Raw genomic sequence first — 15,770 nt, forward strand, 5'->3', positions numbered from 1 at the left:
CTAATGAGGACTATCTAATGATAGAGAGTAGCTTCGCTATTACGGGCACTTTTATTGCCTATTTACTTCTTATGGTGGCTATTGGGCTTTATGCCTACAAAAAGACATCCAGCTCAAGTGACTATTTCTTGGGTGGTCGTAGCTTAGGTCCATGGCCAGCGGCGCTGTCTGCTGGGGCATCGGACATGAGTGGTTGGTTGTTGCTGGGCCTACCTGGTTACGCTTACGCCGCGGGTATCGAGTCGTTCTGGCTTGCTGGTGGTTTGTTGGTGGGTACTTGGGCAAACTGGCTAGTCAGTGCCAAGCGTCTTCGTACTTACAGTATTCAAACAGATGCGCTTACTTTGCCTGAATTCTTGTCACGTCGTTTCGATGACAAATCAAAACTGATTCAGACAATTTCTGCTTTCTTCATTCTGTTGTTCTTCCTTTTCTATACCAGCTCAGGCTTGGTTGCAGGGGGCAAACTGTTTGAAACTGTGTTTGGTCTTGATTACAGCACCGCGGTGATCATCGGTACCCTGTGTGTGGTTTCGTACACCTTGTTTGGTGGTTTCCTCGCGGTATCGTGGACAGATTTAGTGCAAGGCCTGTTGATGGCGGCGGCGTTGATGATTGTTCCTATTGCTGTAATGGAAGGGGGCTTTGGCCAACTGACGACCGACATGCACAACATTAACCCAGAGCTACTGACGCTATGGAACGATGCCAAAGGTGAGCCACTCAGTGCGATCGCGATTATTTCACTGGTTGCTTGGGGTCTTGGTTATTTTGGTCAGCCACATATTTTGGCGCGTTTTAAAGCCTCTCGTACTAACCGTGAGTTGGGTACGGCTCGTCGCATTGCAGTGAGTTGGACTGCGCTATCGATGGCGGGTGCGATTCTGGTTGGTTTGGTTGGCCTTGTATGGGTTAACGGTCACCCAGGGACTGAGCTTGGTGATGGTGAAAAAATCTTCATGTTGCTAGTGAACAGTGTGTTCCACCCTGTTATTGCCGGTATCTTACTAGCGGCGATTCTAGCTGCGGTCATGAGTACTGCGGACTCTCAACTGTTGGTTTCGTCTTCAGCATTAGCGGAAGATTTTTACAAGCAAGTGATCAAGCAAGACGCAAGCTCTCAGGAAATTGTCACAGTCGGCCGTATTGGTGTGGTGGTGATTTCCATCATTGCTCTTGTCCTTGCCATGACACCAGATAGCTCGGTATTGGGCCTTGTTTCTTACGCATGGGCTGGTTTTGGTGCTGCCTTCGGTCCTGCCGTTGTGCTAAGCCTTTACTGGAAAGGGATGAACCGCAACGGCGCACTGGCGGGTATCCTGATTGGTGGCATTACTATCGTGGTTTGGAAACAGCTGACTGGCGGTTGGTTCGACGTGTACGAAATCGTACCGGGAATCATCTTCTCAACCATCGCGATTATTGCGGTCAGCAAGCTAACCGGTGGTGCAGATAAGGCTGTTCTAGAGCAGCACCAAGAGTTTGAGAAAAAGTTGGTTGAGTTGGATTAATCTCATGGTTGATTGAAGCCAAAGGTTGATACTTCCTTTCGATTTACATTGTAAATAGTGAACCCCCATCTGCTTAGGCTGATGGGGGTTTGTCTTTTTACTAACAAGTAAAATTTTTTCCTTGCTCTAACATAAAAGCAAAAAAGTCCTTTATGCTAGCCTCCAATCCGCAGGGCGTTGATCGATAGCGATCGCAATTTATTGATGTGTAGAAGCAATTTTTTGAATCTAAAGCACAAAAATGAAAAGGCGCTTTTTGTGTGGGGAATTTATTTGGTCAAAATGTGTCAATTGTCATTAGCAGCATCGTACATCAGGGGAAGGGTCATGCCACAAATCTATTGCTCAGCGTGTAAAAAAACAACCGCACACAAAGTCGTTATGCGTCGTTGTCAGGTAGAGCAGAGTGATACGTTTGCAAGTCGGCTACAAAGTTTTACCCAACTGATGACCAAGTTTGTTTCTGGTGACCACTATTATCAAATGGAACCACAGCATTTCTGCCGCTACTGTAATACGCATAATACAGCAACGGTGAAATCCCTTTCTCCGAGAATGGTTCAGCCAATCAGCTAGGCAGGCCGATTACGCCAGTTCGCTATCAACCTCACTGGCATCGTCGTTGACTTCAACAGGCCAGCCATACGCTTGGTACTCTTTTTCTAATGCTTTTGCTACGTCGGTGGATACGTGCAGTGTGGTCCATTCGCCAATCGCGAAAGGTTGGTATTTAATCATGACGGTTTGCATGCTTTCTCCTGTGTTCAATCGAAGTGAGTTGTCGGCAGAAACTGACGAGCAAAGTAGATTGACAGCAGCTTGAGTTGTTATAAATATCGCTGCGCAAAAACGATATGGGAATATCATTCTGTATAGTGCATTATGATTCATATCGCTCCCCTGCATTATCTCCGTTTGGAACAAAGACTCTTTTCTTTCTGGCTCATTAAATTCATCATGAAGTTCAATAAGTGCCAGTAAAATAAGAAAAAAATCTTATTTAATAAGGAAAAATATGTTTGCTGAATGAGTGACTACATCTCATTAAACTCTCAGCTATTGATGGCATACTGGGTTAACCAGTACACTGACAAAAAACAAGAAAGGGATGAAAGATGTCAGCTTACCCGTTGGATCGTATCGATCTGCAAATCTTACGCATCTTGCACTTAAAAGGCCGTTTACCTGTGGTGGAACTGGCTAAGCAGGTCAACTTGACCACCTCACCGTGTTCTGAGCGAGTCAAACGTTTAGAGAAAGAAGGGTACATCAAGGGGTATCACGCTGAACTCAATGCCGAAAAGTTGGGCTTGGATGTCCAGGTGTTTATTCATATTCGTCTTGATCAAACCAGCTTTTCCATCTTTGAAAAGTTTGCCAAAGCTGTCGCCGATATGCCGGAGATTGAGGAGTGTTACTCATTGTCGGGCGATTTTGACACCATGATCAAAGTGCGTGTCAAAAGCATGAAGGCGTATCAAGAGTTTATGTCGAGCAAGCTAGGGACTCTGCCGGGGGTGATTCAAACGCGCAGCGAAGTGGTGATTGAGGAGCACAAAACGGGCTTTGGTGTGAACCCAGAGTTGTTGTCGACCTTGTACCAAAAGTAACGCGACAGATCAGCGGTGCGGGACATACCCCAGCGAGGGGGCAAGTCAGCGCCAAAATAGAAGAGGGAAGCACTGGGCTTCCCTCTGTTGTTTCTGCAGCGGTCAGTGGCTAAGCAACGACGGAAGTGATGACACCAATCAGGCCGCCAAACACGCCACCCCAAACCACAAGCCAACCTAAATGCTGTTTGATCATCTTCTGTACCATCTCTTTCACCAACTTAGGCGTCAGTTCGTTGAGACGCTGATCAATGATGTTTTCAATGTTTTGTTGGATCTCTTCCATCATCGCGGGCGCTTCCAGTTCTTCTTTCAATGCCTGCTTGATGGTGTCGCTGTGGCTGAGATCCACCATGGCTTGCTGCATCTTCTCGACAAACGGTTGCTTGAGGGGAATCAAGGCTTCTGTGCCGCCAAACATCGCCAACATGCCACCAAATTGCGATTGGGCGATCACATCAACCAGCGAGTCGAACGTTGGGTTGAAATCGACTTTGGCAATGATGGGCTCAAGATTGAAGCTCTTGCCACCGGCCATCTCTTTGCTGAGAAACTTATCGATGTTCTCGCGGGTAAAAAATTGCTCCATCATTAGGTTTTTGATCGCCGCTTTAAACTCTTCAAAGCGCGCAGGAATCACACCCGAGCCGTATAACCCCGGCACTTTTTCAAACAGCATATGAATCGCTAGCCAGTTGGTAATGGCGCCAGAGAAGGCAAACAAGCCAGCATAAAGAAGGTAGTCGTTTTTCAGCGCGAAACCTGCTGCCAAAGCCGCTAAGGCAATCACGTTGGTCAATAAGCTTTTGTTCATTTTATCGTGTTCGTTTTTATCGTTGGTTATTCGGATGGCGGAATTCTAATCCTAATTGGTGCTCGGGGCTACAGGGAGTGGCAGTTGTGCTAAAACGAGTAGTTCAAAACGTGATAGAGAAAGAGCCCGATGTTTGCATCGGGCTCTTTGGTTTAGTGCGGTTATTTAACGTGTACACGGAGCCGTGATATGACGCTCCAGCGCCGCGGCGAACTCGGTGACTTTCTCTGGATAGAGTTCGGCAAGGTTATTTAACTGCCCCAAATCATCGTGCAAATCGTACAACTGAGGGCGAGAGAGGTTGCCTTTTTCATTGCCAGTGTACTGGCAGATGAAGTCGTCATCATGTGGCGGGATATAGGCATAACGTTGGTCTCGGAAGACTTTCTTATATTGCATGCCTTCCAGCACCATTTCGCGGCGTCCTTGGTGTTCTTTGCCCAGTAAGGTCTCGAGTAGCGGTTGGCTATCGGGTGCTTCCTGCTCTTGCAACTCAATGCCGGTAAGCTGCGCAAAGCAGTGGTAGAGGTCCACTTGGTTGAACAGGGCGTCCGTTTCTCCATCGACAATGCCATTGGGCCAACGCACGATAAACGGCACCCGAGTCCCGCCTTCAAACAGGCTGTATTTGCCACCACGCAACGGCCCTGCCATGCGGTGCTCGCCATTGAGTTCTACCGCTTGGTCTTTGTAACCGTCGTTGAGCACGGGTCCGTTGTCACTGGAGAAAATCACCAACGTGTTCTCTTTGAGTCCGAGCTGCTCTAGTTTGTCGAGCACTTGGCCAATGCACCAATCCATTTCGACAATCACATCGCCACGCACACCGTGAGGGGTAACGCCACGAAAGCGTGGGTTAGGTATGCGAGGCACATGCGGCTGATGCAGTGCGTAGTAAAGGAAAAAGGGCTGATGTTGGTGTTGTTCGATAAACGCCATGGCTTTTTGCGCGAACTCTTCCCCCATGGTTTCATCGTTCCAAATGGCGGACTGCCCACCACGCATATGACCGATACGGCTGACCCCATTGATGATGGTGCCATCGTGGCCGTGATCGTACATCACATCCAACAGTTCAGGGTTATGGCGGCCATTGGGGACATCGGCAAAGGCGTGCTCCCAATCGTATGTCACTTCAATCGGATCGGTAGGGTCTAAGTTTTCCACCTGACGATTGTGGATGTAAACGCAAGGTACGCGGTCATTGGTGGCGGCCATGATGAATGAATCATCAAAACCGACATCATTTGGCGTGCCTTGAATTTCTTGATTGAAATCGAGATCGCCATTGCCGAGTCCTAAGTGCCATTTGCCGACGATCCCCGTGCGATAGCCAGCTTTTTGGAACATCTTAGGCATAGTGGCATCAGAAATGGTGATGATCTGCGGTGCATCACCGGGCAGCACGGCTGCCTTCGGATTGCGCCATGGGTAAGAGCCCGTGAGCAAGCTATAACGAGAAGGAGTACAAGTCGCAGCAGTGGCGTAGCCTTGATGAAACATCAGCCCTTCTTGGGCCAACTTATCGAGGTTGGGGGTTGGGATGTCGTTGGCGCCGTAGCAACTCAAGTCGCCAAAGCCAAGGTCATCGGCGTAGAGAATGATAACGTTTGGGGGCGTGTGGTCTGTCATGAAAATTCCTTATTGATGCCAACCTGAGTAAACAAATCATAGGGAAGAAGGTGAGCAAGCACTTGCTCCTCTGCCCACGGATCATCCACTCGAACCAGTTCTTGAGCCAGGGCGTGCAGTAAGCGACGCACGACAGGATCATTCGGGTCAAAGTGGCGGTTGTTGGTTTGATAGGGGTCTGTTTGATTGTCGAAAAATTGGCTCTCGCTGAGTTGACCAAAGGCGTCAATGTGCAGCGCCAACGAGTAACGCTCGGTTTTTATCCCTCGCGAGACGGCAAAGTAATCGCGGATCTTGCCATCCGCGCAGGGTGGGCTATCGATGTTTTTTAAATAGAGGGCGCAAGTTGGGCCTACCGCGATAGAGGGGGAGCGAAACACCTCTGCTAGGTTGCGACCGTGAATGTCATCGGGGCACAAATCGCTTAGACCCATCAATCCCAATACGGTGGGCATGATGTCTGCGCTGCTCAAAAACGCAGGGTGTTGCTGCGCTTGGTTTTGCATTGCGTCTTTCAGTAAAAAGGGGACACAGAGGGATTCGTTATAAATGCTGTTTTTGGCATCGGTCACGCCATGACTACACAAGGTTTCACCGTGATCACTGGTAAAGACCACAATGGTGTTCTCCCATTCGCCCAGCGTTTGTAATGTGTCGACCAAGCGACCAAACTCTTGGTCGACGCCCGTCACGTTGGCGAAATAGAACGGGGCACTTTGCGCTTTTTCCATGTGATGGTCGGCGTTGTCTCGCGTGAGCAACGACGTTAAAGGCTGATCGCAGTAACGCTGCCAATCCGCTTCACGGCAATCATGCAAACTCGAGTATGGGCTGTGTGGCGGGTTCATCGACACAAACAAAGCAAAGGGCTGATCTGGGCGTTGCTGTTGATGACGCGTGAGAAACTCAATCGCTTTGTCGGTTTCATGTTCTGCCGACCACTTGCGCGGTTCATGGCGCTGCCCATTGGTGTCGTAGTAGTGCGGATTGCAATGTTGATCGAACGTGCCATAGCCATACCACTCATCAATGCCGTGGCGACGGTTTGGCTCGGTGTAGGAGTCCCACGCGGGGCGTTTGCTATCGACATACTGCCCAGGATTGGCAGGGTCGTTTTCCGTTGGCCAATCAAGGTGCCACTTTCCAATGTAGCCTAGATAGTATCCGGCATCGCTGAGCACATCGGTAAAGCAGCGTGCCTTTTCCGGTAGTTGGGAGGCAACACGATCGGAATGGCAGTTGAGCGGCACTCCGCTTTTTGACGGAAACTGGCCGGTGAATAAACTGCCGCGATGAGGGCTGCAAACTGGGCAGTTACTGACGGCATTGCTGAGCAAGGTGGCTTGCTCGGCAAAGTGGTCTAGGTTGGGTGTCAACACGGGGTCGCCCTTGCCTGGCAGCAGCGATTGATAGTGTGGGTCTTGCCATATGCCAAGGGACATCAGCCGAAACTGATCAGGAAAAACATAGAGTAAGTTCGGTTTTTTCATGGTGGTTTAGGGGCCATATTATGCACTTTCTATATGGGCATTTATTATATTGAAATGATGTTTCAAAAACCTGTCATCGATCACAGTGATAATAAAATAAAAAGATGTTTTAAAAAAAATAAGTAAAATTAACAAAGTTACTTACTTGTTGAGATAGGCGAATGCAACCAGCACACATCCCCGTTACCAAGCCACGAGCAAAACGCCCGTTCCATGTTCTTGCCAAACCGATTGGTCCGGTTTGCAATCTCGATTGCGATTACTGCTTTTACCTAGACAAAACCGAGTATTACCCGCAAACCAAGCGCTTTGACATGAGTGATGACGCTTTGGAAGCGCACATCAAAAGTTACATTGAAAGTCAGCCTGCGGGGTGTGTTGAAGTGACTTTTGGTTGGCAAGGCGGTGAGCCGACGCTCAGAGGCGTCGAATTCTATCAACGCGCGGTGGCGTTGCAGCGCAAACACGCGCGGGCAGGCATGCAGATCGTCAATACCTTACAAACCAATGGGATACTGCTGGATGATCAGTGGGGAGAGTTTCTTCGTCGCCACCACTTTTTGGTGGGCATTAGCCTTGATGGGGATAAAGAGCTGCATGACCACTATCGCAAAACACGCAGTGGCAAAGGCTCTTATGATCAGGTGGTGCGCGGCTTGCGGGTGTTGCAAAAGCATCAAGTCGAATTCAATGTGCTGACGGTGGTGCAAAACCACAATGGTGCGGATGGCAAAAGGGTCTACCAGCACTTAAAAGCATTGGGCGCACGTTTTATTCAGTTCATTCCTATTGTCGAGCCGGTCAAAGGTGAGGGGGTCTCCTCACGCAGCGTTTCCCCCGAGCAATTTGGTCAATTCATGATTGATGTGTTTGAAACTTGGCGTCAGCACGACATGGGGGAAGTGTTTGTCAGTCATTTTGACAACGCTTTGGGCATGCAACTGGGTATGCCTTCATCCATTTGTGTGCATGCACCGCAATGTGGCGACAACCTGGTGATTGAACACAACGGCGATGCGTATAGTTGCGATCACTTCGTCTACCCTGAATTTAAGCTGGGCAATGTGCGTGAGCGAGACTATCCCGACTTGATTGAAACCCCCATTCAGCAGCAGTTTTCTCTGCGCAAACCCATGGGAAGCCAACTGCATTGCCAAGGGTGCAGCCAGCGTCATTTGTGTCATGGGGCTTGCCCAGCTCAACGCATCGATGACAATGGCGAGCTGTCGTTAACGGCGAAACACTACCTCTGTGCCGGGTATTTTGCCTTTTTTTCGCATATCCAGCCTTACCTTCGCGCAATGGGAGAGTGCCTGCGTCGTCAATTGCCCGCTTCCGCTTACCGTCAGTTTTTGCGCCAGAGTGAACAATGATGCCACTCTGGCTTAGCGGTGACTAAATCACCGCCTTCATGCGATAAAACCACGTGCACAACGGATCGTGGTAGCGTTGCATTTCCGCATACATGGCCTCAATCATCGATTGTTTGATTTCGCCATAGTTTGGATCATCAATCAGATTGTGCATCTCCTGCGGATCGTGGCGCAGATGATACAACTCACTGCGGCCGCTGGCATTAAACACCAGTTTGTACTCTTTGGTGCGCCACATGCGCTGTGGGTAGGGAGTGAAGTGGCCATTTTGCTGAGCAAGAATGCCCTCACGAGCGGGCACGCTTTGCCCTGCTTGCTGGCGTAAGATCGGCAGCAGTGATTGGCCATCGAAACTCTCCGGCACCTTAGCGCTGGCGATGTCGGCATAAGTGGCGGTGAGATCGTGCAGGTAAACCAAATCATCATAGTGAGCGCCCATCTGGCTTGCATTGGGGTCTTTGATGATCAGCGGCACGCGATAGGTTTGATCAAACATAAACTCGCCTTTTTCGATCATCCGATGTGCACCCATCGCGTCACCATGATCGGCGGAGATGGACAAAAACAGCCCATCGTAGAGATCGTGTTGTTTAAGGAAGTCGAGCAATTGGCCAATGGCGTCGTCAATCAGCGTAATGTACCCCCAATATTTGCAGACAATGTGTCGCCAGATTTCTTCGTCTAGGCTCCATACTCCCCACATTTTGGCAATGTTTTGGTAGTGCTCCGGTTTGCCAATCAAAGGATGGTAGAAGCTTTCATCAAATATCACTTGCTCAGGTTGGTACATTGAAAAGTAGGGCTCTGGGATGATGCAAGGCGTGTGCGGGCCCCAGAAATTCATCCATAAGGTGAAGGACTGATTTTGCTGCAGACACTTCTCAATGTGGCTGATGGCTTCATCCACCAAAAAATACGGAATCGACGCTTCAACGGGGGCGTGGAGCAAACCATAGAACTCTTGGATTTTCAGATTGGGGTTGTTGCCGAAGGTGCAGTCGCTGACTTTGGGAAGGGCAAACCCTTTCTCTTGTAGCCATTCTTGGTAACGGTTGCCGTTGAGTGGCACGCTATCAAAGGCCAGATTTTGGTAAACACCGCTACCAGGGTAGGCATAGCCATCAAAATTGTGACCAACGAAACCGTATTCTTGCGGCAGTTTTTGATGGCCGATGTGCCATTTACCTATGTAAATGTGCTGGTGGTTGGGCAACTCGCTGATCAGGTTAGCGTCCTCAAGCGGCACGTCACATTTGTCGCCCTCTTTATCCGAGTTACACATCACGCCGTGGTGAGAAGGCATCTTGCCTGTGAATAAAGAGGTTCTTGACGGCGTGCAGACAGAAGAGGCGCAAAACGCTTGTTCAAAGCGCGCCCCCGCCGCGGCAATGCTATCCATATTGGGGGTTTTGACCACAGGATGACCATAACAGCCAAGCATATCCGCTCGGGTCTGGTCCATAAGCAATAGAGCAAAATTCATACATAACTTCCATTAAATGAAATGATGGTTCAATTATATTGTCGAATCTTATCGATTTTTGTGAACTATGTATGCATTGAATATAAAAAATGAAACAGAGTTTTGATCTTCATATCATAAATATAAAAAAGCGTTTCAATAATTAGTGGTGATGAGTTCTAATTGCCACATTGATGAAATTATTGATAAGTGAGTAGCCCGTGGCCATCAGCCTCAATCAATTGGTGAAGCAGGATGTGAGATTTAGCTGTCGAGCAGAAACGCTGCAACTGTTGAATGAAATTGTGCAGCGTCAACTTCCGGTATTAACCGAGCAGAGTGGTGATCTTCCTACGCACAACAGTGCCGCGCATTACCCGACCGAAGTGGCGAAGCTAGAGCACCTTTGTCGGTTACTATGGGGCGCGGCTCCTGCAACGCATGAGCTCAACCAAGCGCATCACACCTTACGTCAGATGGTGGTGGCGGGTTGCGATCCAGATTCAGAACACTATTGGCAGCAGCCGAAAAACTACGATCAACGTGTGGTGGAAATGGCCTCCATTGCCGTTGCGCTGGTGGATGCAAAGGAATGCTATTGGCTGCCTCTTTCTTCACAAGAAAAGCAGCACTTGGTGAATTGGCTGCGTGCGGTGACGGATTTACAACTCCCTCCGAACAACTGGCGTTGGTTTCGTATTCTTATCCTCAGTGCCTTGCAGCAATTGGGCGAGCAGATTAACGAGCAAGTGCTGGCCGATGATCTCGCCTTTGTCGATGCGCTCTATCTCGATGATGGTTGGTATCAAGATGGCGAAGGCGGTGCGCTCGATTATTACAATCCGTTTGCTTTTCAACTTTATGCATTGGTGTATGTGCGTTGGCAGCAAGGCGAAGGTGATTTGTGCCAACGTTTGTTGGCGCGTGCGGTGGCGTTTTCCCATGGCTACCAGTATTGGTTTGGTGATGACGGACAGCCGCTATGCTATGGCCGCTCGCTCAACTACCGTTTTGCAGGCGCCGCGTTTTGGGCAGAGCTTGCCCGACACGATCACCCTGACATGGATATTGTGACCGCCAAAAACTACTGGATGCAAACCATGCGCTGGTGGGCAAAGCAACCGATTTGCGATCAACAAGCGCAATTGTTGCCCGGTTTTGCTTACCCGAATCTCTTAAGCAGTGAGTTTTACACCAGTTATGCATCACCGATGCTGGCGCTCAAAGCCTTTAATGCCCTCAATCTTGCGGAAGAGCACCCGTTTTGGCGTGCAACTGAACAGCCTTTGGCTAGTGAGCTGCCAGCGACTTGGATTGGTGAACACCATCAAATGGTGCGACGCCAAGGCTGTTATCTGCTGACCAACGCAGCTCCAGCCAATGAGCTGCGCCACTGTGAAGACAAATACAGCAAGTTCGCTTATAGCTCGTTGCATGGCTTGTGTGTCGAATCAACCCGTTGGCTCGATCAAGGTTGGGCGGGTGACAACATCGTCGCATTTGCCCATCCGCAGACGGGGCAATGGTTTAGCCGTAACCGCAACACTGACAGTTATCGAGATGGCGATGCCTTGGTCTCGCTGTGGCAACCATTTGAAGGTTGCGTGGTGAAAACACGTCAACGGTTTTCGGATCAAGGTGAGTTGCGTAGCCACGAGATCACCACCGACATTGAACTGAATTTTGTCATGACGGGGCACGCGGTGGATTGCTGGTCGGCGTGGTTTAGCCATCAGGTGATTCAACCGGCGAAGGTGAGCTCAGAGCGATTGTTCAGTGAACTGATTTTATTACAAGGTGAAGGACAAACGCGCGTTTACCCATGTGCGCCGAACACCAATTTGCTTTATCCCCACGCCAGCGTTCCTGCCATCACAGGGCGTATCGAACCCGGTACGCACCAGTATGTGATTGCGGTGAATGCAGGCAAATGGCCTCGCTAAGCTGGAAGGTTTATGCGAAGCAGAAAAATTTTACCCATAATTTGTAAATCACATCAGGGAGTGACTGATGAACTATAAGAATAGCTTACCTCTACTTGGCAAAGTCGCAATCGCTGTGGCTGCGTCTATTTCTTTCTCAACTTGGGCTGATACCTACAATGAAGCCCCACAGTTAAAAGAGCTCGTTGCGGCTGGAAAATTACCGCCAGTGATCGAACGTTTACCGGAAAATCCGCTAGTGGTTGAACCGTTTGAATCGGTGGGGCAATACGGCGGCACGCTGAACTTGGTCGGTAAAGTGGTCGACAACGGTCACCGCGCGCGCACCATCGCTTACGACAACCTATTTAATTTCGATGTTTACTATTCAAAAGTGGTGCCAAACCTAGCCACTGGATTTACTTCCAATGAGGCAAATACCGAATACACCATTACTTTGCGCAAAGGGGTGAAATGGTCTGACGGCACGCCATTTACCGCAGAGGACATTGCGTTTTACATCAATGACATTGTGGGTGACCCAGAGCACGCAGGTAACCGTCCACTGGCTCTACCGACTCATGATGCCGCGAAAGCGGAAGTGCTAGACAAGCACACCGTGAAAATCACCTTGGCCAAACCAAATGGTTTGTTTATTCGCAGCTTGGCGACCGTGGATAGCGAAAGCTTTACCGCCTATCCAAAGCACTACTGTGAACAGTTCATTCCAAAGTTCAATCCGAAAGCGGCAGAAATGGCCAAAGCCGAAGGCTTTGATTCTTGGCGTCAGTACGCGTCGACCAAATGTAATGCCCACTACTTCATCGAGCATTACAACAACGTTGATCGCCCTGTCTTGACAGCATGGAAAGTGAAAGTGGCACCGGGTCCAAACGCGAGTTTTGCCGAGTTTGAGCGTAACCCGTATTACTGGCAAGTCGATACCGAAGGTAACCAATTGCCTTACCTAGACAGCGTTCGCTGGCGTTACAGTGAAGACCAAGAAGAGATGGTGCTGCGTGCCGCTGCCGGTGAAGCGGACTTCCAACATCGTCACATTGGTCAGCCAAGTTACCGCCCAATGCTGATCGACAACGAGAAGAAGAGTGGTTACACCTATGAGTTCCGCCCAAACACACGAAGCACGGAACTGGCGATTGCGCTAAACCAAACGGTCAAAGATCCGGTGAAACGTGAACTGTTCCAAAGCAAAGATTTCCGTGTTGCGCTTTCTCATGCGATTGATCGTGAAGAGATCAGTGAAACCGTCTTCTCGGGTGCGGTTGGGCCACATCAAGCGGCACCGATTGAAATCTCGCCATTTTTCGATGAAGAGATGGCCACGCAGTACACGGAGTTTGATCTCGCAAAAGCCAATAAGTTGTTGGACTCGCTGGGCCTGACGCAACGCGACAAAGAAGGCTACCGTTTAATGAAAAATGGTGAACGTCTGCGCGTTGAAGCGGTATCGAAGACCAACGATAAAGGCGTGTTGGCCGATTCACTGGAACTGGTGAAGAAGCAGTGGAAAGCGGTAGGTGTGTTCTTGGACATTCGCGTTCTGGAAATCAACCATGTCACCAACATTCGTTTAACCAACGACTTCGACATGATCCCAATTGTCGGTGATGGTGGTGTGGGCATCATTGATGAAGCGCGTCACTACATGCCGTTTAGCCCAGAATCGACCTGGGGTTTAGGCTACTACTTGTGGGCTTCAGAGCCGGGCAATGAATTTGCTGTAGAGCCACCTGCGCATGTGAAGAAGCAGTTGGAGCTGTGGAACAAGATTCAAAATACTTCTTCGCAAGAAGCGCAGTTTAAGTATATGGACGAGATCCTCGACATCGCGAAAGAGCACTTCTACGTGATTGGTACAGTAGAAGCGCTGCCGGTAGGCGTGGTGGTGAACAACAAGCTGCAGAACGTGCCAGAAAACATGCCTCAGTCTTGGACTTTCCCAACCCCTGGGCCAATGCGCATGAGTCAGCTTTGGAAACAGCAGTAATCCACGGCGAGTTTCTATAACGCAATATTGTCAGGCCCAGCGCTCAATGCTGGGCCTTATTTTATTTCTCTAAATAAGGCATCAATGGGAAATATAAGGCTAAACTTGCAAGATAGTTCGCGTTAATTTTATTTAACCACCTGAATTTTAATTGTTTCTAGCCAAGAGTAACAACGGCTTCTAGGTAACTTGGTGAGGGCGAACTCGTCATCGGATTCGTTATTTCCCTTCGTTGTGATCGTTTTTAAGTCATTTCGTCACTGGGCCGAGATGGAGCTGAATATTTGTCGAATGATTGCGCACATCACGATGCGAAATAGGACGATAAAACAAGCAGATATTTACGACACCTTCAGGGCCGCGCAACGCCTTCTAGGCCTCTTTACTGGTCAAATTGATCCACGCTCGATTGACTCACTTCCTCCTGCTGGAGAGCGTTGCCGAGGCTCGCTCTTTTCATCGACTTTGGCACTAAGGCCTTTTTCGAAAAGGTCTGAGCGTATGTTCGATTTGTGACGAATTAGAGTCATTTGACTAACACGTTACTGCATCGTTTACCCCCATTTGATTTTTTTCACCCATTGGTGGCGGTCTTCTTCAGTTTTTTCCAGCGATACGCTAAGCAATTTGCGGGCAAATGGCGTGGCAACTTTAATTATCTGTAAGGTGAATGGTTAATTAAAAGTAAATTTGCAATGCGAATAATTTGGCTTCGATCACGCTTCAACGCTTTGGTGATGATCTTGTTATCATAAAACTGAAAAAGCGTTTTAAAAATAACTAACGATGCGTTCTAATAAAAATGAATATAGGGTTGAGTTATTAAATTGGTTGCACTTAAGCAGTTTTGGTAACCAATTTTCTTCACTTAACAATGAAGGTTTCGACCTTCATCAACCATTGTAAATATTCCGAATAGGATTGGGATTAAGGAACAACAATGAGCAGTTTTTTTCTGTTTATAGGTAAGCGTTTGATGTCGATACTGGTGACATTATTTGCCGTATCTATCGTTATTTTTGCGGTGATCGATTTGCCGCCGGGGGATTTTGCTTCGTCCAAAATCGCGGAGTTACAGTCAATGGGCCAAACCGTCGACCCACAAATGATTTATACCCTGCGTGAAATGTATGGTTTGGATAAACCACTGCTTGAACGTTATTTCGACTGGGTTGGCGGCTTACTGACGGGGGATTTAGGCATCTCTCTCACCAACAATCAACCTGTGTGGGAAACCATTGAACCACGCATTTGGCCAACGGTCGCTCTTGCCGCAGCGGTGTTCCTCTTCCAGTTCTTGATTGCCATTCCTATCGGTATGTATTCCGCGCTACGCCAATACTCTTGGGGTGACTATGTGGCGACGATTTTTGGTTTTATCGGCATGGCGACGCCCAACTTTGTGATTGCGATTCTGGCGCTGCTGATCGGTTACTACAGCTTTGATACGGTGGTTTCAGGACTCTACTCCGAAGAGTTTCTAGATCAGCCGATGTCGTGGGCCAAATTCCTCGATGCGGCATCTCGCAGCTGGATTTATATCTTGGTAGTGGGCACGGCGGGCCTTGCAGGCATCATCCGTATCATGCGCGCCAACTTGCTCGATGAGCTGAAAAAGCCTTATGTGAAAACCGCGCGAGCGAAAGGGCAAACCGAAGCCAAATTGATCATGAAGTACCCAGTGCGCATCGCCATTTTGCCGATTGTTTCCACCATTGGTTGGATGCTGCCAGCCCTGCTAGGTGCGGACATCATCGTCAGCCAAGTCATGAACATTCCCACTTTAGGTCCACTGATGCTTTCCGCATTGCGGGCTCAAGATATGTATGTCGCGGGGGATGTCCTGCTCATCATGTCCATTCTCACCATTATTGGTACCTTGATTTCAGACCTATTGCTCTACTGGGTTGATCCCCGTGTGCGTGTTGGTGTAGCGAAGGAGTTTTAG

Annotated in this window: 12 protein-coding genes; 7 read left to right on the forward strand and 5 right to left on the reverse strand. The window is 49.0% G+C overall.

Annotation, left to right across the window (positions count from 1 at the left end):
* Positions 1 to 17: 17 nt before the first annotated feature.
* Positions 18 to 1,511, forward strand: a complete 1,494-nt coding sequence (putP, locus tag FC652_RS05775) for a sodium/proline symporter PutP (RefSeq protein WP_176297854.1) — start codon at positions 18 to 20, stop codon at positions 1,509 to 1,511.
* Positions 1,512 to 1,838: 327 nt separating this feature from the next.
* The gene (locus tag FC652_RS05780; RefSeq protein ID WP_176297855.1) at positions 1,839 to 2,087 is read left to right on the forward strand and encodes a hypothetical protein; all 249 of its coding nucleotides are present in this window, start codon (positions 1,839 to 1,841) and stop codon (positions 2,085 to 2,087) included.
* A 9-nt stretch (positions 2,088 to 2,096) separates the two neighbouring features.
* On the opposite strand, the gene FC652_RS05785 is transcribed toward FC652_RS05780, so the two are convergent.
* Positions 2,097 to 2,261, reverse strand: a complete 165-nt coding sequence (locus FC652_RS05785; RefSeq protein ID WP_176297856.1) for a hypothetical protein — start codon at positions 2,259 to 2,261, stop codon at positions 2,097 to 2,099.
* Between the two features lie 365 nt (positions 2,262 to 2,626).
* On the opposite strand from FC652_RS05785, the gene FC652_RS05790 reads away from it, so the two are divergent.
* Positions 2,627 to 3,121 carry an Lrp/AsnC family transcriptional regulator gene (locus tag FC652_RS05790; protein WP_176297857.1) on the forward strand — a complete coding sequence of 165 codons (495 nt, stop codon included), beginning with the start codon at positions 2,627 to 2,629 and terminating at the stop codon, positions 3,119 to 3,121.
* Between the two features lie 109 nt (positions 3,122 to 3,230).
* Here FC652_RS05790 and FC652_RS05795 read toward each other — a convergent pair whose 3' ends face one another.
* The 3 genes from FC652_RS05795 to FC652_RS05805 all read right to left on the reverse strand — a co-directional run bounded on the left by FC652_RS05795 (position 3,231) and on the right by FC652_RS05805 (position 7,057).
* Positions 3,231 to 3,935 (reverse strand): DUF445 family protein, encoded by a 705-nt coding sequence (locus FC652_RS05795; protein WP_040111173.1) that lies wholly within the window; start codon positions 3,933 to 3,935, stop codon positions 3,231 to 3,233.
* A gap of 165 nt (positions 3,936 to 4,100) precedes the next feature.
* Positions 4,101 to 5,567 (reverse strand): arylsulfatase, encoded by a 1,467-nt coding sequence (locus tag FC652_RS05800; RefSeq protein ID WP_176297858.1) that lies wholly within the window; start codon positions 5,565 to 5,567, stop codon positions 4,101 to 4,103.
* Positions 5,564 to 7,057: a sulfatase gene (locus FC652_RS05805; RefSeq protein ID WP_176297859.1), complete on the reverse strand. Its 1,494-nt coding sequence runs from the start codon at positions 7,055 to 7,057 to the stop codon at positions 5,564 to 5,566. The genes FC652_RS05800 and FC652_RS05805 overlap by 4 nt, the downstream gene beginning before the upstream one ends.
* A gap of 161 nt (positions 7,058 to 7,218) precedes the next feature.
* On the opposite strand from FC652_RS05805, the gene FC652_RS05810 reads away from it, so the two are divergent.
* Positions 7,219 to 8,430 carry an anaerobic sulfatase maturase gene (locus tag FC652_RS05810; protein ID WP_072610372.1) on the forward strand — a complete coding sequence of 404 codons (1,212 nt, stop codon included), beginning with the start codon at positions 7,219 to 7,221 and terminating at the stop codon, positions 8,428 to 8,430.
* Positions 8,431 to 8,452: 22 nt separating this feature from the next.
* On the opposite strand, the gene FC652_RS05815 is transcribed toward FC652_RS05810, so the two are convergent.
* Complete coding sequence (locus FC652_RS05815; RefSeq protein ID WP_176297860.1) at positions 8,453 to 9,913, reverse strand: sulfatase-like hydrolase/transferase; 1,461 nt, start codon at positions 9,911 to 9,913, stop codon at positions 8,453 to 8,455.
* Between the two features lie 200 nt (positions 9,914 to 10,113).
* Here FC652_RS05815 and FC652_RS05820 point away from each other — a divergent pair, with 200 nt between their 5' ends.
* The 3 genes from FC652_RS05820 (at position 10,114) to FC652_RS05830 (ending at position 15,770) form a co-directional block, all read left to right on the forward strand.
* The gene (locus FC652_RS05820; RefSeq protein WP_176297861.1) at positions 10,114 to 11,835 is read left to right on the forward strand and encodes a DUF2264 domain-containing protein; all 1,722 of its coding nucleotides are present in this window, start codon (positions 10,114 to 10,116) and stop codon (positions 11,833 to 11,835) included.
* A gap of 67 nt (positions 11,836 to 11,902) precedes the next feature.
* Positions 11,903 to 13,822 (forward strand): ABC transporter substrate-binding protein, encoded by a 1,920-nt coding sequence (locus tag FC652_RS05825; protein ID WP_176297862.1) that lies wholly within the window; start codon positions 11,903 to 11,905, stop codon positions 13,820 to 13,822.
* Between the two features lie 940 nt (positions 13,823 to 14,762).
* Positions 14,763 to 15,770 carry an ABC transporter permease gene (locus FC652_RS05830; RefSeq protein ID WP_176297863.1) on the forward strand — a complete coding sequence of 336 codons (1,008 nt, stop codon included), beginning with the start codon at positions 14,763 to 14,765 and terminating at the stop codon, positions 15,768 to 15,770.

The sequence above is a fragment of the Vibrio sp. 05-20-BW147 genome (genome assembly GCF_013369385.1).
GTDB lineage: Bacteria > Pseudomonadota > Gammaproteobacteria > Enterobacterales > Vibrionaceae > Vibrio > Vibrio floridensis.